Raw genomic sequence first — 19,964 nt, 5'->3', positions numbered from 1 at the left:
CTCCAAACGACGGTGATCTGCTGTGGGAGCGAATTCATTCGCGAAACGGGGTGTCAGACAACGATGATGTCAACTGTGCCGACGCCATCGCGAATGAATTCGCTCCTACAGGGGATTTGTGTTGCTCTGTGGACGTTACTCCGACGGCAACGCCAGTCGCTGTCCAGCCATTTGCAGTGACAACAGGCTCAGGCTGTTCCACACCGAACCGGGCGCCTGACCTTTGATCTGCGCGTCAATGTGCTGAGCGTCCATCAGCAACTGGTTCCAGCGGCGTACCGAATGCCGTTGCAGTGCCTTGCTCATCAGTGGTTTGCGCTTGTCCCAGATGGGGGGGCGGGCCTGGCTGAAGGCTTTGTCCAGGGGCACGCCCTGGCTGAACTGCAACGCCAGGTTTGCCAGCACTCGGAGTTCGCGGGACAAGGCCCAGAGAATCACCGGCGGTTCGACGCCTTCACCACGCAAGCCTTCAAGCATGCGCAGGGCGTGAGACGCCTCGCCGTTGAGGATGGCATCGGTCAGACCGAAAACGTCGAATCGCGCACTATCGGCCACGGCAGCCTGAACGGTTTCGACGGTGATCTGGCCCTCTTCGGCCATCAGCTTGAGCTTCTCGACTTCCTGAGCGGCGGCCAGCAGGTTGCCCTCGACGCGCGCGGCAATCAGTTCGATCGCATCAGGGCTGGCGGCCAGACCCGATTGTGACAAACGCTGACGAATCCATTGCGGCAACTGGCTGGCATCCACTGGCCAGATTTGCACGAACTGCGTCTGCGCCCCTTCGACCAGTGCCTTGCCCCACTTGGTTTTCTGCGCCGCGCCGTCGAGTTTCGGCAGGCTGATCAGCAACAGTGTGTCTTCAGCCGGGCGGTTGCAGTATTCCAGCAGTGCAGCAGCGCCTTTGTCACCGGGCTTGCCAGAGGGTAGGCGCAGTTCCAGCAGGCGGCGTTCGGCGAACAGCGACATGCTGGCGCCTGCTTGCAGCAGGGTGCCCCAGTCGAAGCTGGAGTCAGCGCTGAACACCTGTCGTTCATCAAAGCCTTGTTGGCGTGCTGCCGTGCGAATGGCGTCGCACGCTTCCTGGCATTGCAACGGGTCATCGCCGCTGACGACATAGACAGGCGAAAGCGCACCCTGCAGGTGTTTGGCGAGTTGGGCGGGGGCGAGTTTCATCGGTCAGAAAAGATCGGGGCCGGCGAACCGGCCCCGATATCGTCACTTGGTCGGGAATTCGACAGGCGACTGCTGCGGCGTCTCGTCGCGAATGCGTTGAGCGGCCGCTTCAGCATCGGCTTGAGCGCGCGCTGCGGCATCGGCCTTGGCTTGCAGTTCATCCAGACGTTCAGGCGTCAGCAGTTGCAGACGGGCCATCATCTTTTGCACCAGGTCGCTGCGCATTTCCTTGCGGATTTGCTCGGCTTCCTGGTCCGAACCGATCAGGTTGTTGCCGTCGTGTACGAAGATTTTCTGTGCCTGCACGTTGTCTTCCAGCAGCAGGACGTTCTTGCTGCCGTGGATTTCGTACTTGAGCACGGTGGTCAGTTCGTATTCGGCCGAGCGGCCCGAACCTACGTAGCTGGCCGTACGTTGGGTTTCATCCTCGCGGGCCAGAAACAGCTTGTACTGCGCACCGGTGTAAACATGCACACCACTGTTGGTCAGCGTTTGACGCAGTTGCGTCACGACTTCGCCATAGGCATCGCGAGCGCTTACGTCCAATTCCTTGATGGAGATGGCGTTCGTGCCAGTGCCACGCAGCTGGAAACCGCAGGCGCTCAGCAATACCGCGAGGCCCATAACCAGCAGATTGCGTTTGATCATCTTGTTGCTCCCCTTGAATCCGTTTGAGCCCGAATCTGCGAGCCCTGGAAGTGTATTCGGCGCCCGGTGATACCAGGCGCCTGATCCAATCAGCTGGCGACGATGTTCACCAGTTTGCCGGGTACCACGATCACTTTGCGGATCGTCAGGCCATCGGTGAAACGCAGCACGTTTTCGTTGGTCCGTGCAGCGGCTTCGACCTCTTCACGGCTGGCGCTGGCAGGCACTTCGATGTGGCCACGCAGCTTGCCATTGACTTGTACCACCAGTTGCAGCGAGTCCTGAACCAGCGCGGCGTCGTCGACCACAGGCCAGCCAGCGTCGATGACCGGATCGGCGTGGCCCAGCGCGCTCCACAATTGGTGGCTGATGTGCGGCGTAATCGGGGCCAGCAAAAGAGCCACGGTTTCCAGGCCTTCCTGGAGCAGCGCGCGATCCTGTTCCGATGCTTGTGGTGCTTTTTCCAGCACGTTCATCAGCGTCATCACCTGAGCGATGGCGGTGTTGAATTTGTGGTGCTGACCGACGTCCTGGCCGGCTTGCTTGATGGCCAGGTGAATCGAACGGCGAATGGCTTTCTGATCGTCCGTCAGCGCCGCTTTGTCCAGTGTGCCCGGCAGGCCAGCCGTCACATGGGCCTGGCCCAGACGCCATACGCGCTTGAGGAAACGGTGCGAGCCTTCGACGCCCGAGTCGGACCATTCCAGGCTCATGTCAGGCGGCGAGGCGAACATCATGAACAGACGGCAAGTGTCAGCGCCGTACTGATCGATCATCGATTGCGGGTCAACGCCGTTGTTTTTCGACTTGGCCATCTTCTCGATGCCGCCGATTTCCACCGGCAGGCCGTCTGCGATCAGCTTGGCGCCGATGATCTTGGCCTTGCTGTCGCGTTCGAATTCGACATCGGCCGGGTTGAACCAGGTTTTGCTGCCGTTGGCCTCCAGACGGTAGAAGGTCTCGGCGACCACCATGCCCTGAGTCAACAGGTTCTTGAACGGCTCGTTGGAGCTGACCAGACCTTCGTCTCGCATCAGTTTGTGGAAGAAACGCGCGTACAGCAGGTGCAGAATCGCGTGTTCGATGCCGCCGATGTATTGGTCGACCGGCAGCCAGTGGTTGGCCGCTTTCGGGTCGACCATGCCGCCTTCGTAGTGAGGCGAGGCGTAGCGGGCGAAGTACCAGGACGATTCCACGAAGGTGTCCATGGTGTCTGTTTCGCGTTTGGCGGGTGCACCGCATTTCGGGCACGTGCACTCGTAGAATTCAGGCATGCGCGCCAGTGGCGAGCCTGCACCATCCGGTACGACGTCTTCCGGCAGTTTGACCGGCAGTTGATCTTCAGGGACAGGCACGTCGCCGCACGCGTCGCAGTGAATGATCGGAATCGGGCAGCCCCAGTAGCGCTGACGGCTGATGCCCCAGTCGCGCAGGCGGAATTGAGTGCGGGATTTGCCGAGTTCTTTCTTGATCAGCGCGGCTTCCATGGCGTCGAATGCGCCCGCGAAGTCCAGGCCGTCGAACTCACCGGAATTGATCAACACGCCGTGCTCGCCATAGGCGTCCTGCCATGGGGCAGGGGATGCATCGCCTGCGCTGGTACGCACCACCGATTTGATCGGCAGGTTGTACTTGGTGGCGAATTCGAAGTCGCGCTCGTCGTGGGCCGGAACGGCCATGACCGCGCCATCGCCGTAGTGCATCAATACGTAGTTGGCGACCCAGACCGGCAGCTTCTCGCCAGTCAGCGGGTGCTCGACGAACAGCGAGGTCGGCAGGCCTTTCTTTTCCTGGGTGGCGACGTCAGCTTCCGCGACGCTGCCGCTCTTGCATTCGTTGATGAACGCTTGCAGTTCAGGGTTGTTTTGCGCGGCGAGGGTCGCCAGCGGGTGCTCGGCGGCCACGGCCACGTAAGTCGCGCCCATCAGGGTGTCAGCGCGAGTGGTGAAGACTTTCAGTGCACCGGCTTCGCCGATCGAGGCTTGATCGTACGGGAACTGCACTTCCATCCCACGGGATTTGCCGATCCAGTTGCGCTGCATGGTCTTGACCTGTTCAGGCCAGCCCGGCAGCTCGTCGAGGCTCTCCAGCAGCTCATCGGCGTAGGCCGTGATCTTGAAGTAGTACATCGGGATTTCGCGTTTTTCGATCACCGCGCCCGAGCGCCAGCCGCGCCCGTCGATCACTTGCTCGTTGGCCAGAACGGTCTGGTCGACCGGGTCCCAGTTCACGGTGCCGTTCTTGCGGTAGATCACGCCTTTTTCGAACAGGCGAGTGAACAGCCACTGTTCCCAACGGTAGTAGTCAGGCTTGCAGGTGGTGACTTCGCGCGACCAGTCGATCGCCAGACCCAGGCTCTTGAGCTGGGTTTTCATGTAGGCAATGTTTTCGTAGGTCCATTTGGCCGGTGCGACGTTGTTCTTCATCGCGGCGTTTTCGGCCGGCATGCCGAAAGCGTCCCAGCCCATTGGTTGCAGCACGTTCTTGCCCTGCATGCGCTGATAGCGCGCGATCACGTCACCGATGGTGTAGTTGCGCACGTGCCCCATGTGTAGCTTGCCGCTGGGGTAAGGGAACATCGACAGGCAATAGTATGTGTCCTTGCCTGGCTGCTCGCTGACTTCAAACGACTTTTGCTCTTCCCAGAAGGTCTGGGCGGCGGCTTCGATTTCACGGGGCTGATAGAGTTCGTGCATGGCTACTTTTGACTAGAGATTGGTGACCCTTGACCGCTTCGCTGCATTCCCGGACCGGTTGGGCATCGCTGTTCGGGCAAGGCCGTTCGGTGACGCGGTGTATTTGTGTCCGGGTGAGCGGAAGTGGAATGACAAGAAGCGCCGTAGCATACATGAGGGCAGACTGCCTAGGGAAACCCTGATTACATGCCCGCAAGCCCCGCCCGCCGTTGGTCGCGGCATCGCGCCGGTTTTCGCAGTGCCGCTAAGCTCATTGACGAGGGTATGAGTTTATCTTCAGTGAGGTGAACGGATGGCAGAGCTGCGGCACCAAGTAAAGAATCCTGATCTGTATGACCGTTTGATTGATCGTCTGGGGCTGGCCCTGGATATGGCGAAAACAGCAGTCCGGCTTCGTGATGAACATCCTCTTGAACTGGAGTTGCGTGGCTTGAGCCACGCCGAATTTCAGTTGATCGAGGCGTATCTGGATCGCAACGAAAAACATGAGGCCGTCGTAAAAGAGGAAACACCGAACATCGTAAAGAAGGGCAGTTCCAACACTTCACGGGAGCCTTCGGAGCCGTTCCGCGCCCCGCGTCCAGCGGCCAATGTCATCTGGCTGAAGGATCAACGTCGCGCCAAGGTGTCGGCAAAGTTGAGTCGCTACAGTTCCAGCAAACATTTCAAGCGGTAACGATTACGGGTGTCAGTCCCGTCTGATTAAGCATTGTTGCTTAGTGTCATTCCCATTAGGCTTCGGGCATCTTCTGGAGATGCCCGATGCCTGTTCGATATTTCATCAAAAATATTCTTTTGCCGCCGGGCATCTTTCTGCTGCTCTTGCTGTTTGCCTGGTGGCTGAGAAATGCCCGGCCACGTCTGGCCCGCCTGTTGTTTTGTGTGGGGTTGTTGGGGCTGACCGCAATGAGTCTGCCGGTTGTCGTCGAATGGTCGGCTAAAGGTATTGAAAGCGTTCCGCCTCTTTCGCGGAGCGAATGGGCAACCTTGGCGCAGCGCGCTGACGCTATCGTGGTATTGGGTTCGGGGCGTGAGCGCAACGACCCGAGCTGGGGGGCGGATATTCCGACCGGTGTTGCGCTTGAGCGCCTGCGCTATGCCGCTCGTTTGTCGAAGGCATCGGGCCTGCCGATTCTGACTACGGGTGGTTTGCATTATGGCGAGCCTCCGAGCGAAGCCGCGATCATGGCTGACTCGTTGCGAGATGACTTTGGCGTAACGGTGCGCTGGCAAGAGGGTGAAAGCCGGACGACGTGGGAAAACGCGACGATGAGCGCGGCGACTCTGCTGCCGCAGGGCATCAAGCGTGTGGTCGTGGTGACGCAGGCCTGGCACATGCCGCGTTCGGTCTGGAGTTTCGAGAAGGCGGGTTTTGAAGTGGTGCCTGCACCGGTCGGTTTTTTGAGTGTCGACAATGCCCGGCCATTCGGTGGCTGGACGCCTGAGGCTAAAGCTGTCTGGCAGAGTGGGCAGTTGCTGAATGAAGCGGCGGGGCTGGTGGGGTATCGGTTGTTTTATCGGTGATCGAAACTACGCAGATCACCTGTAGCAGTCCGGCTTGCCGGCGAAAGTGCTGGGTCAATCAAAGCAGCGTTGACTGACATATCGCAATCGCCAGCAAGCCGGCTCCCACAGTTTCTGCGTCGGACACGAGATTTAGGCTCGGCGCGATCCTCGTGGGAGCCAACTGGGTGGCGAAAGCCGTTGATCAGGCAACATGGAATCTCCCACAGGGATTGGTGTTGTAGTCGAGCCTTGTGTCAAACCGTCTTGGCAATCCGGCTCGCCAGCAGCGCCCAGCCAATCAAGAGCACCGACAGAATGATCAGCGGCCACGAACGCCAGTGCAGGTAAGGCGTGAGTTTGTGCATCGGCGTGACCTCGCCATACATCACTGCACGCTGGAACTGCGGGACGGTGGTGGTGATCTGGCCGAACGGATCGATCAACGCGCTGACGCCGTTGTTGGTGGCGCGGATCATCCAGCGGCCGGCTTCCAGCGCGCGCATTTGCGCCATTTGCAGGTGCTGCAAGGGACCAATCGAGGTGCCGAACCAGGTGTCATTGCTCACCGTCAGCAACAAATCGCTCTGGGCAGAGAGTCCGGCGGCAAACTCCGGGTAGACCACCTCGTAGCAAATGAACGGTGCGATCTGATAACCCTTGGCCTGCAACAAGGCCTGATCGGCAGGGCCTCTGGCGAAATCCGACATGGGCAGATCGAAGAACGTGATCAGCCCGCGCAATACATCCTGCAACGGCACGTATTCACCGAATGGCACCAGCTTCTGCTTCAAGTAGGTGCCATCTCCTTCGCCGGTCACGGTGATGGCGTTGTAGTAACGGTACTCGCCGCGCCCGGTTTTCTGCCGCAGGGGGACGCCTGTGATCAGTGCCGAGTCGCGGTCGGCGGCGAATTTGCCCATCACCGACAAATAGCCTTCAACCGACTCCTTGAGCACCGGCACCGCAGTTTCCGGCCAGATGATCAGGTCGGCTTTCTGCGAGGTGAACGTCATGTCGCGGTACAGGGCCAGTTGTGCATTGAGCGCAGCCGGGTCCCATTTCATGCTTTGTTCGACGTTGCCTTGCATGGCCGCGACTTTCAGCGGTGTGCCGGACGGCTCGGTCCATGCGTGGTTTTTCAGGCTCAGGCCGATACCCCAAGGCGCCAGCAGCAGAGCGACGCCTGCGGCGAGAAAGCTTTTGCGAGCACGCAGCCGTGGCAGGTTGCAAAGCAGGGCGGCGGTCAAGGCGAGACTGAAGGAGATCAGCCACATGCCACCCAATGGCGCGAGGCCTTTCAAGGGGCCATCGAGCTGGCTGTAACCGGAATAAAGCCAAGGGAAGCCGGTCAGGAACCAGCCACGAAACATTTCCTGACCAAACCAGAATGCGGCGAAGGCGAGGGCGTCGGCCAACGGCGCTTCGTTACGACGAATCCAGCGCGCCCACAAAAAGGCGGGCAGGGCAAAGAAGAACGCCACCGACGCGCAGAACAGCACCATCAGGAAGCCCGCCAGCCACACCGGGGCTTCGCCGTAAGTGTGGATGCTGACGTAGATCCAGCTCGTCCCGCCGCCGAACAGGCCGAAGCCGTAGGACCAGCCGCGCCACAACGCCTGCCGTGGTTTCAGGTCGCGCAGCCCAAGGTAGAAGACCGCCAGCGCGACAATCGCCAGTGGCCAGATATCGAACGGCGCAAGGGCCAGGGTGGTCAGTGCGCCAGCCGCCACGGCCAGCAGGTTACCGGGCCAGCCGGGGCGAGTGATCCAGCGCATTTTCATTCCTTTTTTACGGGATACGACGTTACGAGCGGGAGATCGGGCTCAGGCGCAGCAGATGAATACGACGGCTGTCAGCATTCAGAATGCGGAAACGATACGCGCCGATTTCGGTGATTTCGTTACGTTTGGGCAAATGCCCGAACGCGTTCATCACCAGACCGCCCACGGTGTCGAATTCGTCATCGGAGAATTCGCTGTCGAAAAACTCGTTGAAGCTCTCGATCGGCGTCAGCGCCTTGACCAGGAAGTCGCCGCTGGGCAGCGGTTTGATGTAGCTGTCTTCCTCGACGTCGTGCTCGTCTTCGATGTCGCCAACGATCTGCTCCAGCACGTCCTCGATGGTCACAAGGCCCGCAACACCACCGTATTCGTCGATGACGATGGCCATGTGGTTATGGTTGGCGCGGAATTCACGCAGCAGCACATTGAGGCGCTTGGATTCCGGCACGAAGGTCGCCGGACGCAGCAGGTTCTTGACGTCGCCTGCGCCGCCGTTGTCCTTGAGGATCAGAGGCAGCAGGTCTTTGGCCAGCAGCACGCCGAGCACGTCGTCGTGACTTTCGCCGATGACCGGGTAGCGCGAGTGCGCCGAATCGATCACGGCAGGCAGGAATTCACGAGGGCTCTGGCTGGCCTTGATGCTGATCATCTGCGAGCGCGGCACCATGATGTCGCGCACCTGCAAGTCAGCGACCTGAATGGCGCCTTCGACAATGGCCAGTGCTTCGCTGTCCAGCAGCTTGTTCTGATGGGCTTCGCGCAGCAGCTCAAGCAGCTCCTGGCGGTTTTTCGGCTCATGGGCAAATGCCTGGGTCAGTTTGCCCAACCATGACTTTTGCCCGTTGCTCGATCGGTCTTCGCTCATAGCCCTTACTCGTGGTCCTTGCCTGGTGTTTCTGTAGATGGTGTGTCGACGAGTTCATCGTCGGCGTAGGGATCGGGATAGCCCAGCTCTGCAAGCAACTCCCGTTCCAGCGCTTCCATTTCCTCGGCTTCATCGTCGTCGACGTGATCGTAGCCGAGCAAATGCAGACAGCCGTGAATCACCAGATGCGCCCAGTGTGCATCCAGCGCCTTGCCTTGCTCGGCCGCTTCACGCGCGACCACCGGGACGCAGATGACCAGATCGCCCAGTAACGGGATGTCGAGGAGTTCATCGGGGACTTCGGCAGGAAAGGACAGCACATTGGTGGCGTAGTCTTTGTGACGCCACGTGTGATTCAGTTCCCGGCCTTCGGGTTCGTCGACCAGCCGGATGGTCATTTCCGAGTCAGCCGTGCGCTGGCGCAGGCCCATTTCACACCAGAGGCGGAACTGAGCTTCGCTGGGGGCGCTGGCTTCACTCGCGACTTGCAGATCCAGCTCAAGCATCGCGGCGGTAATCCCGTGGAGGCTGCTGTTCGGCGTGGCTCGCTTCGAAGCGCTCGTAGGCTTCGACGATGCGTTGCACCAGCGGGTGGCGCACGACGTCCTTGGGCTTGAAGTGGGTGAAGCTGATGCCCGGCACGTCCTTGAGCACTTCGATGACGTGGGTCAGACCGGACTTTGTGCCGCGCGGCAGGTCGATCTGAGTAATGTCACCAGTGATTACAGCGGTGGAGCCGAAGCCAATACGGGTCAGAAACATCTTCATCTGCTCGACGGTAGTGTTCTGACTCTCGTCGAGAATGATGAAGCTGTTATTAAGGGTGCGACCGCGCATGTAGGCCAGCGGTGCGACTTCGATCACCTGCTTCTCGATCAGCTTGGCGACGTATTCGAAGCCGAGCATCTCGTACAGTGCGTCGTAGAGCGGTCGCAGATACGGGTCAATTTTCTGCGCCAGGTCGCCTGGCAGGAAACCGAGCTTTTCGCCTGCCTCGACTGCCGGGCGAACCAGCAGGATGCGGCGAATCTGCTCGCGCTCCAGCGCATCGACCGCAGCCGCCACTGCCAGGTACGTTTTACCCGTACCGGCCGGGCCGATGCCGAAGTTGATGTCGTTGCCGAGGATTTCTTTTACATAGCGCTGCTGATTCAGGCCGCGTGGGCGAATCATGCCTTTTTTCGTGCGAAGCGCCACGCCAGCGTCGGCGGCAGGGTGATTGTCCAGCTCTTCGACGCCGGACTCTTGTAGAAACAGGTGAACCATGTCCGGGGACAGTTCGGTGCTCTTGGTTTCCCGATACAGCCGACGCAGCAGGTTCTCTGCCGAAGTGGTCTTTTTCGGCTCGCCGATCATTTCGAACTGGCCGCCGCGGTTGCGGATCTCGATGTCCAGACGCTGTTCGATCAGACGCAGGTGTTCGTCGAATTGCCCGCACAAGTTGGCGAAGCGATGGGCCTCAATGGGTTCGAGGCTGAAACGATGAGGTTCGATAGATGCGTTCAAAGTGGTTTTTAGCCGCCCGACGGCAATAAAGGTGAAATGAAGGATAACCCCTGTCGGCAGTGTCCGAAAGGGTTGGCTTACTAATGGTTAGAGAGCCGATGTCATTCGTGCGCGGTGCTGTGTCGAACGCGTCACTCCTGTGGGAGCGAATTCATTCGCGATGGGCCGGACATTCGACACATTTCCATCGGCTGTACCATCGCATCGCGAATGAATTCGCTCCCACAGGGGTATCTGCTGTCTGCTCCTATTGCAACAACGACCCGCGCAGCGAGTGCGGCTGTGCGCTGTCGATGTACACATCAACGAACTGCCCGATCACCTTGGGGTTATCGCAGCGGAAGTTGACGATGCGGTTGTTCTCGGTGCGGCCCTGCAACTCGCCGGGGTCCTTCTTCGAGTAGTCGGTGACAAGAATGCGCTGCACCGTGCCTGCCATGCGACGGCTGATTTCGAAGCCCTGACGGTCGATCAGGTGTTGCAGTTGCTTCAGGCGCTCTTTCTTGACTTCTTCCGGGGTATCGTCGGCCAGATCGGCTGCCGGAGTACCGGGACGCTGGCTGTAGACGAAGGAGTAGGAGAAGTCCATGCCGACGTCCTCCACCAGTTTCATCGTCTGCTGGTGGTCTTTTTCGGTCTCGCCAGGGAAGCCGACGATGAAGTCCGAGCTGATGCAGATATCCGGCACGGCGGCGCGAAGTTTGCGCAGGCGAGATTTGTATTCCAGCACGGTGTGGTTGCGTTTCATCGCCGCCAGAATGCGGTCGGAGCCCGATTGCACCGGCAAATGCAGGTGTTTGACCAGCTCCGGCACCTCGGCGTGGGCCTGAATCAGGCTGTCCGAAAACTCCAACGGGTGCGACGTGGTGTAGCGAATGCGGTCGATGCCGTCGATGGCGGCGACCACGCGAATCAGCTCCGCCAGGTCGGCCACGCGCCCGTCGTGGGTGGTGCCGCGATAGCCGTTGACGTTCTGGCCTAACAGGGTCACTTCACGCACGCCATTTTCGGCGAGGTGGAAAACTTCAGTGATCACGTCGTCGAATGGACGGCTGACTTCCTCGCCACGGGTGTAAGGCACCACGCAGAACGTGCAGTACTTGCTGCACCCTTCCATGACCGACACATAAGCGCTCGGGCCGTCGACGCGAGGCTCGGGCAGGTGGTCGAATTTTTCGATTTCAGGGAATGAAATATCGACTTGCGGCAGGCGGGTCACGCGAGCGGCGTCGATCATTTCCGGCAGGCGGTGCAGGGTCTGAGGGCCGAACACCACGTCGACATAAGGCGCGCGATCACGGATCGCCTCGCCTTCCTGGCTGGCAACGCAGCCGCCCACAGCGATCACCATCTCCGGGTTCGCCAGTTTCAATTCACGCCAGCGACCAAGCTGGGAGTACACGCGATCTTGCGCACGTTCGCGAATCGAGCAGGTATTGAGCAGGATCACGTCGGCATCTTCCGCGCGAGCGGTGACTTCCAGTGCTTGATGTTCGCCCAGCAGATCCACCATGCGCGAGCTGTCGTACTCGTTCATCTGGCAACCGTGGGTTTCGATGTAAAGCTTCTTGGCCATGCGGGTTCGGATTCATCAGGTGATTCGAAGAACCGCGCATTATAGTGACCCGCGCCCCGGCTTCCTAGCGTTGGCTAACGAGTGGCGTGCTATAGTTTGCGCCCTTTTTAACACCGATCATTGCCTGCCTGTCATGACCAAACGCGAAGCTCCAATCTACAAGGTGATTTTTCTCAACCAGGGCCAGGTGTACGAGATGTACGCCAAGCAGATCTACCAAAGCGATCTGTGGGGCTTTCTGGAGGTCGAGGAATTTGTCTTCGGTGAGCGGACAACGGTGGTGGTCGATCCCAGCGAAGAGAAATTGAAGGCGCAGTTCGATGGCGTGGTGCGCAGCTTCGTGCCGATGCATTCGATCGTGCGTATCGACGAAGTCGAGCGGATGGGGACGGCGAAGATCAGTGAGGCGCGTCCGGCCGGAAACGTCATGCCGTTTCCTATGCCGATGCCGGAAAAGTAACCGGCTCGATCAGGGCTTGCTGGTGTCCGGGAAGGGTGCGAAAGGCGTGCGCCCTTCAGCGGTCTGCAATTCCAGCAGATATTTGCGGAAAATTTGCCCCAGCACTTGGCTGGCGACGTCCAGGTCTTCCTTCTTCATTTGCGCGGACACTTCGTCGGCCTGATCCAGTGCATCTTCAGAACCGTTGACCGCTGCCATCTTCAGCACGATATACGCCTGGATGTTATTGGCCTGAACCCCTTCGCCCTTAAAGAACATCAGGCCCAATTGATATTGCGCCTGTGCATGGCCTTGCAATGAGGCCTGTTCGAAGTAAGTGAGTGCCTGAGAGAGATCGCGCGGCGCATTCTTGCCGTCGTAATAGAACTGTCCCAACTCGTATTGTGCTTGTGCATCCCCACTCTGCGCCGCCTGCTGGCAGGCCGCCAACGCGGCTGGCAGGTTGTCTGGCTGGGTATTCAGGGTGCAGCGACCCACCGCTGGGATTAACAACGAGTTGCCACCTGCATTTGCCAGCAGGGGATGAAGAAGCAACAGGCAGCCCAATGCAAGGGTGCGGCCGGTGCGATTCATGGAAGTCGACTTACCTCTAAAAAAGGTGCGGGCATGCCCGTCCAGCTAAAACGTGCTGGCTGCGCATTATGAAATAAGCAGGGCCAACCTTACAAAGTCTTTGCTCAAATTCTGCCGCACGGGCTTGATGGGCCTGACTTCAGGCGCTCAATCCGCTGTGCGGATATAACGATTCAACAAAAATAACGCAGAAACAACTCAAATCAACCGTTAATGCGTCAGGCGTTACGCAGCTCTATTGTGGGAGCCGGCTTGCTGGCGAAGGCGTCGTGTCAGCCAAACTTTTAGTGACTGACACTGCGCTTTCGCCAGCAAGCCGGCTCCCACAAGGTCTGGCGGGGTTACTTCAACTGGGCGAACGCCTTCTCGGCCGCATCGAGGGTGAGTTGCAGTTCGGCATCACCATGGGCGATGGAGGTGAAACCGGCCTCGAATGCACTCGGCGCCAGGTACACGCCGCCGTCCAGCATTAGATGGAAGAAGCGCTTGAAGCGCTCTGCGTCGCTGCTCATCACGTCCTGGAAGGTCACGATGCTCTTCGCATCAGTGAAATACAGACCAAACATGCCGCCCGCCTGGGTGGTGGTGAACGGAATGCCCGCTGCATCGGCGCGCTGTTGCAGGCCTTCCAGCAGACGGGTGGTGTAGGCGGTCAGTTCGTCGTGGAAACCCGGACGGCTGATTAGACGCAGCGTCGTCAGGCCTGCGGCCATCGCCAGCGGGTTGCCCGACAGCGTGCCAGCCTGGTAAACCGGGCCAAGCGGGGCGATGTGGGACATGATTTCGCGCTTGCCGCCGAAGCAGCCCACCGGCATGCCGCCACCGATGATCTTGCCGAAGGTGCTCAGATCAGGTCTGACGCCGTAGTAAGCCTGCGCACCGCCGAGGGCAACGCGGAAGCCGGTCATCACTTCGTCGAAAATCAACACAACGCCATGTTTGTCGCATTCTTCGCGCAGGCCTTGCAGGAAACCCGGAGCGGGTGGCACGCAGTTCATGTTGCCTGCCACGGGTTCGACGATGATGCACGCCACTTCCTGGCCCACTTCCGCGAGCATCGCCTTGACGGCATCGATGTCGTTGAACGGCAGGGTCAGCGTATGTTTGGCGAACGCGGCAGGTACGCCCGGCGAGCTTGGCACGCCGAGGGTCAGGGCGCCGGAACCGGCCTTGACCAGCAGGCTGTCGGAGTGGCCGTGGTAGCAACCTTCGAACTTGATGATGCTGTCACGGCCAGTGAAACCACGGGCCAGACGGATCGCGCTCATGGTTGCTTCAGTGCCGGAGCTGACCATGCGCACCATTTCCATCGACGGCACGATGGAGCAGACCAGATCGGCCATCTCGGTTTCCATGGCGGTCGGCGCGCCATAGGACAGGCCGTGTTCCAGTTGTTTGCGCACCGCGTCCAGCACGTCCGGATGGCTGTGGCCGAGAATCATCGGACCCCACGAACCTACGTAATCGACATAACGCTTGTCGTCTTCGTCAGTGACGTAGGCGCCAGCGGCGTGTTTGAAGAACAGCGGTGTGCCACCGACGCTCTTGAACGCGCGAACGGGCGAGTTGACGCCACCGGGGATGTGCTTCTGTGCATTGGCGAAGAGGGTTTCAGAACGGGACATTGATGAGGTCTCTGTTTGAATCGAATGAGGTGAACCGGCCCGATGCAGGATCAGGCGGGTTTGAACAGATCGTTGAACGCGCGGGCGCGACGGGTGACTTCCTGGGCGGTGTCTGCGCCGAACAGGCCGTGCACCACCGCCAGCAGGTCGGCGCCCTGAGCCACCAGGGGCGCGGCGTTTTCCAGCGTGACACCGCCAATGACGGCGATGGGCAGCGAAATGCGCTTGCGCGCTTCGGCCAGCATCTCAAGGCTGCACGCCGGTGCGCCGGGCTTGGTGTTGGAATTGAAGAAGCGGCCGAAAGCCACATAAGTCGCGCCATCGGCCTTGGCTTTTTCGGCCAGTTCGAGCTGGGCGTGGCAGGTCGCACCGACGATCGCCTTGTGACCCAGCAGCGCGCGGGCGTCCGGCAGTGAACCGTCGGTCTGACCCAAATGCACCCCGACGCCCAAACGCGCGGCGACTTCGGCGTCATCGTTGATGATCAGACGGGTCTTGTAGCGTTCGCACAGTTTCAGCAGTTCCGAGGCCTCGCGCAGGCGGCGGGTCTCGTCACCGGATTTGTCACGGTATTGCAGCAGGGTCACGCCGCCATCGAGAGCGGCTTCGACGTAAGACAGGAATTTTCCGGCCAACAGTTGGCTGTCGGTAACGGCGTACAAGCCACGCAGTTTCATCAGGGGTGCCTCTTGTTCGTGGCGTTACGAGCAAAAATCCAGCGGCAGACGACGGGGAACGAACTGGCCTTTGCCCAGTTGTTCGGCGTCGCGCAACGTGCGCCAAGTGTAGTCCAGCGCGGTTTCCACGGCGCTGATCACGTCCTGCCCAAGGGCCAGCCGACCCGCCAAGGCGCTGGCCAGTGTGCAACCTGAGCCGTGGTAGCTGCCCGGCAAACGCTGGCAGGTGAAGGTGCGTGACTGGCCGTTGCGGATGTAGAGGCGGTTGTGGACTTCGTGTTCGTCGCCATGCCCGCCGGTGATCAGCAGGTGTTCGCAGAACGGCAGCAGTTTTTCCGCACATTCGTCTGCGGTGCCTTCCGGCAGTTCGGCCAGAATGCGCGCTTCGGGCAGGTTCGGCGTGGCGATGGTCGCCAGCGGCAGCAGGCGTTCGCGCATGGCGTAACCCACTTCATCCTTGCCCAGACGACCGCCGCCACCTGCACGCAGAACCGGGTCGCAGACCAGTGGCAAGTGCGGATGGGCCTGTAGCAGTTCGACAACGGTGTCGACCATTTCCAGCGAACCGAGCATGCCCAGCTTCACGGCTGCAACGCTCGAATCGTTGAGCACGGCGTTGGCTTGCGCCAATACCCACTCGCGGTCCAGCACCCGGAAGTCAGTGACGTTCACGGTGTCTTGCACCGTCAATGCGGTAACCGCAGGCGCGGCATGGCAACCCTGAGCGAGCAGGGCTTCGATATCTGCCTGCAGACCGGCGCCGCCACTGGGGTCGTGGCCGGAGAGACAGAGGACAACGGGGCGGGAGCTATAGATATTCATGGTGCGCGAGCTTACCACTAAAGTTTTTGCCGGACCGCTGGTCGCTGGGGGAAATTTCGCGGATTAGGATGGGACCGCTCTAGCCCGGTGGTTTCAGGTTGGTACATGCCGATCGTCATGAAAGACTCACGAAAGCTTGGAATGTGACGATTTAGATGGTGTCATCTAGCTATCAAAAGCTATGCTTTCGGTCAGATTCTGTTTCCCCTCCATAAGAGTGAATGCAAGTGCGTTGCCCGTTAACCCAGTTGGCCGGGGCTGCCCGGATTGAAATGTCGTCTCCAATGGACTGGGGGATTCACTACGCCGCCCACAATCAAACGGGCGGTTTCGCATGCGTATATTTCTGACGTTGCTGTTGGTTCTCTTGCCGACGCTGGCCAGCGCGCTGGATTTCGACGAGCACACGCGCACATTGCCATTGGGGCGGGCGACGATGGTGTTCGAGGACCCGACTGGCGAGGCGACCATTGAAGAGGTGTCGTCAGCCTCGGGGCTGGCGAAGTTTCATGCGCTGGACGCCAGTTCCCTGAATGCCGGCTATTCGCGCTCGGCGTACTGGCTGAAAGTGGATTTGACCTATCGGCCGCTCAATCCGGTGGCCTCCGCCGACTGGTTGTTGGAGCTGGCCTACCCGCCGATGGATCACGTGGATCTGTACCTGGCCAGTGATGGTGTCTCGCCAAGCCTGACCTGGCAGACCGGCGACATGCTGCCGTTCTCCAGCCGTCAGATAAAACAGAACAACTACCTTTTCGATCTGAATCTTCAACCCCATGACACCAAGACGGCTTATATCCGGGTGGCCAGTCATGGCTCGGTGCAGGCGCCTCTTAATCTCTGGTCCAGCCACGCCTACATCGAAGAACAACCCGCGAGGCTATACATTCTCGGCATGATCTACGGCGTGCTGGTGGTCATGCTGGTCTACAACCTGTTCATCTATCTGAGCATCCGAGACACCAGTTACTTCTATTACATCCTCTACATCACCTGTTTCGGCCTGTATCAAGTGTCGGTGAATGGCGCGGGGATCGAGTATTTCTGGCCTGACAACCCCTGGTGGGCCAACACCTCCACGACCTTTCTGATTGCGGCGGCGATCCTCTTCGCCAGCCAGTTCGCCCGCAAGTTCCTGCAAACCTCGCGTCTGGGGTGGTGGCTGGATGCGCCACTGTGGCTGATGATGGCCTGCGCGGCGGTGATCATGGTCCTGTCGCTGTGCATGGACTACGGCATCGCGCTGCGGCTGGTCACCGCGTTGGTGCTGGTGTTCACCCCAGTGATTCTGTTGATTGGTGTGGTGGCGTGGCTCAAGGGGCGTCGTGTGGCGCGCTATTTCATCTTTGCCTGGTCCGCCTTTCTGCTGGGCGGGGTGATCAACGCCACCATGTTGCTCGGCCACCTGCCGAACAATTTCTGGACCATGTACGCCAGCCAGATCGGTTCGGTGGTGGAAGTGGCGCTGCTGTCTCTGGCGCTGGCGGATCGCATCAACACCATGCGCGATCGCGAGGCCCAGATTCTGGCTCAGTCGAGTCGCGACCTTGAAAAGCTCAATCAGCAATTGGCGGTCAGCAATCGCCTGAAAGACGAGTTCCTTGCCACATTGACCCATGAACTGCGCACACCGATGAACGGCGTGATCGGCTCTCTTGAGCTAATGCAAATGGACGGCGATGAGGGCGAAATGGAACTGTATCGCCAGACAGCGGCGGAATCTGCGCAAAACATGATGGGCATCGTCAACGGAATTCTGACCTTGACCGAGCTTCAGGCCGGGCGCATTGCGGTACAGAACGCGACGTTCAGCCTGCGTCATCTGCTGTTCCAGGTCCGTAGCACCTTCGAGCCTCTGGCGCGAGCCAAATCGCTTTCGCTGAACATCGATATGGACGCAAGTCTGCCCGACGGCCTGCACGGCGATGCCTTCAGATTGCGTCAGTGTCTGGACTGCCTGATGGATAACGCCATCAAGTTCACCAAGGCCGGGTCGATCCGTATTCGAGTCAGCGGTCATTGCACCGATGATCGACAGGTGCGGCTGCTGGTTGACGTGATCGACACGGGCATTGGCTTCAACCGGCTGGACGAAGAAACCCTCTACGCCAATTTCTATCAGGTGGACGGCTCCATGACCCGGGAATACGGCGGGCTGGGCATCGGGCTGGCAATCTGTCGGCAGTTGATCGAGTTGCAGGGCGGTCGTCTGAGCCATCAGTCCGAACCGGGTAATGGCAGCCAGTTCCGTTTGAGCGTGGAAATGGAGCGCGCTAAAGAGGGCAAAAGCGCCGTGATTTAGTCGTCTATGGCGCTTTTTTCGGGTTCGGGTGCGTGTTTCACTGGCGCTTATCTGCCGAACGGACCGGAGCCCTCCATGAACCTGCATCAGTTCGCCGAGACCCACGAGGTCACCAACCAGCCGCCATCGCTGGACGGCACCAACCTCTACCGCATCGACCTGCCGTTGCAGGAGTGGGCCCGGCGATTTGGCGCTGGCTGGGCCGAGTCGAGAATCGATGCATACGGCGCGCTCGCCGGTGGTCCGTTGATGGAAGCGGGGTTTCTCGCCAATCAGAACAAGCCCGTGTTCGCCAGCCATGATCGCTACGGGCACCGCATCGATCTGGTGGAATTTCACCCGGCTTACCATCAACTGATGCAAACCGCCGTCGAGCACGGCATCCCATCATTGCCCTGGACCGACGCTCGCGAGGGCGCGCACGTGGCCCGGGCGTCTATGAGCTATCTGCATTCCCAGGCCGAAGCGGGCAGCGGTTGCCCGCTGACCATGACCTTCGCCAGCGTGCCTGCGCTCAGGCTGCAACCCGATCTGGCTGAGGTCTGGCTGCCGAAAATTCTCGCCACGCAATACGACCCCCGCAACGTTGGCATCGCCCACAAAGCGGGGGCGACCATCGGCATGGCCATGACCGAAAAACAGGGCGGTACCGACGTGCGCGCCAACACGACACGCGCTTACCCGGTGGGCCAGCCAGGCCCCGGTCAGGCTTACGAATTGGTCGGCCACAAGTGGTTCTGTTCCGCGCCGATGTGCGATGCCTTCCTGACCCTGGCACAGACTGACAAAGGCCTGACCTGTTTCCTGCTGCCGCGCCATCGCCCGGACGACACCCGCAACGAGTTCTACATACAGCGCTTGAAGAACAAACTGGGCAATTGGTCGAACGCCTCCAGTGAAGTCGAGTTTCGCGGCGCGTTGGCCTGGATGGTGGGTGAGGAGGGGCGCGGCGTTCCGACCATTATCGAAATGGTGGCCATGACCCGCTTCGATTGCATGACCGGCTCCAGCGCATTAATGCGTCAGGCGCTGACCCAGGCGGCGCATCATTGCGCACATCGCAGTGTCAGCGGACGTGTATTGAGCGAGCAGCCGTTGATGCAAAACGTGCTGGCGGATCTGGCGCTGGAAAGCGAGGCGGCGCTGGCATTGAGTCTGCGCATGGGGCGTTCGCTGGAGCGTCTGGGCGATGCCCACGAAGCGCGTTTCGCCCGGCTGGTGACGGCGGTGGGTAAATACTGGATCTGCAAACGCGCCCCCGCGATGATCAACGAGGCGGCCGAGTGCATGGGTGGCGCGGGGTATGTCGAAGATACGATTTTGCCGCGCTTGTACCGGGAAGCGCCGGTCAACTCGACATGGGAAGGCTCGGGCAATGTGCAGTGTCTGGACGTGCTGCGGGCGTTGTCCAAGGAGCCGGGCGTGCTGGATGCGCTGTTCGACGAGTTGGGCGATGGCCATGGCGACAAGCGGCTGGCCCGACACATCGAACGGCTGAAAGTGGCGTTTACAGACACGGCGGACATTCAGTACCGCGCCCGCCAGTTGACCGAAGACATCGCCGTTGCACTACAGGCCAAGTTGCTGCTGGAGGCGGGGAATTCGGTGGTCAGTGACGGATTCATCGCCGGGCGCATCGAACAGCCGGGGCGGGTGTATGGTGCGCTGCCGCGTGGGGTGGACGTCGAGGCGTTGGTGGCCAGATCTTCACCACATTTGTCTGATTAACGCACGCACCTACAAGGATATGCGGT

17 protein-coding genes are annotated in these 19,964 nt (G+C 60.0%); 5 read left to right on the top strand and 12 right to left on the bottom strand.

Annotated features, from left to right (window positions below):
• Positions 1–135: 135 nt before the first annotated feature.
• The 3 genes from holA to leuS all read right to left on the bottom strand — a co-directional run bounded on the left by holA (position 136) and on the right by leuS (position 4,517).
• The gene (gene holA / locus ACI2KB_RS10750; protein ID WP_404634211.1) at positions 136–1,173 is read right to left on the bottom strand and encodes a DNA polymerase III subunit delta; all 1,038 of its coding nucleotides are present in this window, start codon (positions 1,171–1,173) and stop codon (positions 136–138) included.
• A 42-nt stretch (positions 1,174–1,215) separates the two neighbouring features.
• Entirely contained in the window at positions 1,216–1,821 is a 606-nt protein-coding gene (gene lptE, locus ACI2KB_RS10745) for an LPS assembly lipoprotein LptE (RefSeq protein ID WP_404634209.1), read from the bottom strand.
• 89 nt (positions 1,822–1,910) lie between these two features.
• Complete coding sequence (gene leuS, locus ACI2KB_RS10740) at positions 1,911–4,517, bottom strand: leucine--tRNA ligase (RefSeq protein ID WP_404634207.1); 2,607 nt, start codon at positions 4,515–4,517, stop codon at positions 1,911–1,913.
• A 292-nt stretch (positions 4,518–4,809) separates the two neighbouring features.
• Here leuS and ACI2KB_RS10735 point away from each other — a divergent pair, with 292 nt between their 5' ends.
• Both ACI2KB_RS10735 and ACI2KB_RS10730 read left to right on the top strand, forming a co-directional pair.
• On the top strand, positions 4,810–5,193 hold the full coding sequence (locus ACI2KB_RS10735) for a hypothetical protein (RefSeq protein ID WP_404634205.1): 384 nt from the start codon (positions 4,810–4,812) through the stop codon (positions 5,191–5,193).
• Positions 5,194–5,279: 86 nt separating this feature from the next.
• Positions 5,280–6,041, top strand: a complete 762-nt coding sequence (locus ACI2KB_RS10730) for a YdcF family protein (protein ID WP_404634203.1) — start codon at positions 5,280–5,282, stop codon at positions 6,039–6,041.
• A gap of 236 nt (positions 6,042–6,277) precedes the next feature.
• Here ACI2KB_RS10730 and lnt read toward each other — a convergent pair whose 3' ends face one another.
• The 5 genes from lnt to miaB form a co-directional block, all read right to left on the bottom strand.
• Positions 6,278–7,798: an apolipoprotein N-acyltransferase gene (gene lnt, locus ACI2KB_RS10725; protein WP_404634201.1), complete on the bottom strand. Its 1,521-nt coding sequence runs from the start codon at positions 7,796–7,798 to the stop codon at positions 6,278–6,280.
• A gap of 28 nt (positions 7,799–7,826) precedes the next feature.
• Entirely contained in the window at positions 7,827–8,669 is an 843-nt protein-coding gene (locus ACI2KB_RS10720; RefSeq protein ID WP_074757034.1) for an HlyC/CorC family transporter, read from the bottom strand.
• A gap of 5 nt (positions 8,670–8,674) precedes the next feature.
• On the bottom strand, positions 8,675–9,175 hold the full coding sequence (gene ybeY, locus ACI2KB_RS10715) for an rRNA maturation RNase YbeY (RefSeq protein WP_404634199.1): 501 nt from the start codon (positions 9,173–9,175) through the stop codon (positions 8,675–8,677).
• Positions 9,168–10,175 (bottom strand): PhoH family protein, encoded by a 1,008-nt coding sequence (locus tag ACI2KB_RS10710; RefSeq protein WP_404634197.1) that lies wholly within the window; start codon positions 10,173–10,175, stop codon positions 9,168–9,170. The genes ybeY and ACI2KB_RS10710 overlap by 8 nt, the downstream gene beginning before the upstream one ends.
• Positions 10,176–10,422: 247 nt before the next feature.
• Entirely contained in the window at positions 10,423–11,751 is a 1,329-nt protein-coding gene (miaB, locus tag ACI2KB_RS10705) for a tRNA (N6-isopentenyl adenosine(37)-C2)-methylthiotransferase MiaB (RefSeq protein ID WP_404634195.1), read from the bottom strand.
• A 133-nt stretch (positions 11,752–11,884) separates the two neighbouring features.
• Between miaB and ACI2KB_RS10700 the strand changes: the two genes are divergently transcribed.
• Positions 11,885–12,211, top strand: a complete 327-nt coding sequence (locus tag ACI2KB_RS10700) for a DUF1820 family protein (RefSeq protein WP_404634193.1) — start codon at positions 11,885–11,887, stop codon at positions 12,209–12,211.
• Positions 12,212–12,220: 9 nt separating this feature from the next.
• Here ACI2KB_RS10700 and ACI2KB_RS10695 read toward each other — a convergent pair whose 3' ends face one another.
• From ACI2KB_RS10695 to ACI2KB_RS10680, 4 genes are all read right to left on the bottom strand, one after another.
• Positions 12,221–12,784: a tetratricopeptide repeat protein gene (locus ACI2KB_RS10695; protein WP_404634191.1), complete on the bottom strand. Its 564-nt coding sequence runs from the start codon at positions 12,782–12,784 to the stop codon at positions 12,221–12,223.
• 341 nt (positions 12,785–13,125) lie between these two features.
• Complete coding sequence (gene hemL, locus ACI2KB_RS10690) at positions 13,126–14,409, bottom strand: glutamate-1-semialdehyde 2,1-aminomutase (protein WP_404634189.1); 1,284 nt, start codon at positions 14,407–14,409, stop codon at positions 13,126–13,128.
• A gap of 50 nt (positions 14,410–14,459) precedes the next feature.
• Positions 14,460–15,086, bottom strand: a complete 627-nt coding sequence (gene thiE, locus ACI2KB_RS10685; protein ID WP_404634187.1) for a thiamine phosphate synthase — start codon at positions 15,084–15,086, stop codon at positions 14,460–14,462.
• Between the two features lie 24 nt (positions 15,087–15,110).
• Positions 15,111–15,908, bottom strand: a complete 798-nt coding sequence (locus tag ACI2KB_RS10680) for a hydroxymethylpyrimidine/phosphomethylpyrimidine kinase (protein WP_404634185.1) — start codon at positions 15,906–15,908, stop codon at positions 15,111–15,113.
• A gap of 334 nt (positions 15,909–16,242) precedes the next feature.
• On the opposite strand from ACI2KB_RS10680, the gene ACI2KB_RS10675 reads away from it, so the two are divergent.
• On the top strand, positions 16,243–18,210 hold the full coding sequence (locus ACI2KB_RS10675) for a 7TM diverse intracellular signaling domain-containing protein (protein ID WP_404634183.1): 1,968 nt from the start codon (positions 16,243–16,245) through the stop codon (positions 18,208–18,210).
• A gap of 75 nt (positions 18,211–18,285) precedes the next feature.
• Positions 18,286–19,938 carry an acyl-CoA dehydrogenase family protein gene (locus tag ACI2KB_RS10670; protein WP_404634181.1) on the top strand — a complete coding sequence of 551 codons (1,653 nt, stop codon included), beginning with the start codon at positions 18,286–18,288 and terminating at the stop codon, positions 19,936–19,938.
• Positions 19,939–19,964: the final 26 nt, after the last annotated feature.

Origin of the sequence: Pseudomonas sp. NPDC088444 (assembly GCF_044900175.1) — a bacterium.
In the GTDB taxonomy this organism is placed as follows: domain Bacteria; phylum Pseudomonadota; class Gammaproteobacteria; order Pseudomonadales; family Pseudomonadaceae; genus Aquipseudomonas.
Note: the sequence above shows the minus strand (reverse complement) of the source record. Positions and strands in the feature narration are given on the sequence as shown.